Consider the following 734-nt stretch of genomic DNA (forward strand, 5'->3'; position numbering starts at 1 on the left):
GAGCTATTAAGCCGACCATTCGACAAGTTTTGGGATTGTTAAGGGTTCGGAGGCTCAACGTCAATAAAGCAATTGGAATAAAGCAATTATGATTAATAATTTCTAATTTCTGGAGCTTTGTAATTTTTTATAAATTTTTCAATCTCTTCGAAAGAGTTTGAGAATAATATTTTGTCTCTGTCTGTTTGAGTTAAAAATGCGTTGGACACCATTTGGTCATAGAATTGTTCGATGAGTGAATAGTAATTATTTGTATTAAAAAAGATACAAGGATTGTCGTTTTGTCCAACTCTTGCCCATGATACAACTTCAGTTATTTCTTCTAGAGTTCCAGGACCTCCTGGAAGTGCTATACATACATCACCTTTGTTTAAAATAGTTTCTTTTCTTTCGGACATACTATCCACGATTATTAGTTCATCTAATTTATCATGTGCTAATTCTCTTTGTTGTAAAAATGTAGGCATTACACCAATCGTTTTACCGTTATTATGTATTACAGTATTTGCTAATGTCCCCATCAACCCTGCATTTCCACCACCGAAAACTAGAGTGTGGTTGTTTTTAGCAATCCATTCACCTAATTGGATTGCACTATTTTCATAATCTTTTTTGTTACCTTTGCTTGCTCCACAATAGACGATAATATTCATTTGTTATTACTCCTTTTTTTATTTTTTATGTTATCAAAAAGAAGAGTGATTTTGATGTGATTTTGAAACGAGTGAAACGAG

1 protein-coding gene is annotated in these 734 nt (G+C 32.6%); it reads right to left on the reverse strand.

The genetic code is table 11. The annotated features are described in order from the left end of the window. Positions 1-92: 92 nt before the first annotated feature. Positions 93-653 carry an LOG family protein gene (locus KA878_RS13830; protein ID WP_204179722.1) on the reverse strand — a complete coding sequence of 187 codons (561 nt, stop codon included), beginning with the start codon at positions 651-653 and terminating at the stop codon, positions 93-95. Between the last annotated feature and the right edge of the window lie 81 nt (positions 654-734).

The organism is Staphylococcus sp. GDY8P57P, from assembly GCF_017892585.1.
In the GTDB taxonomy this organism is placed as follows: domain Bacteria; phylum Bacillota; class Bacilli; order Staphylococcales; family Staphylococcaceae; genus Staphylococcus; species Staphylococcus borealis.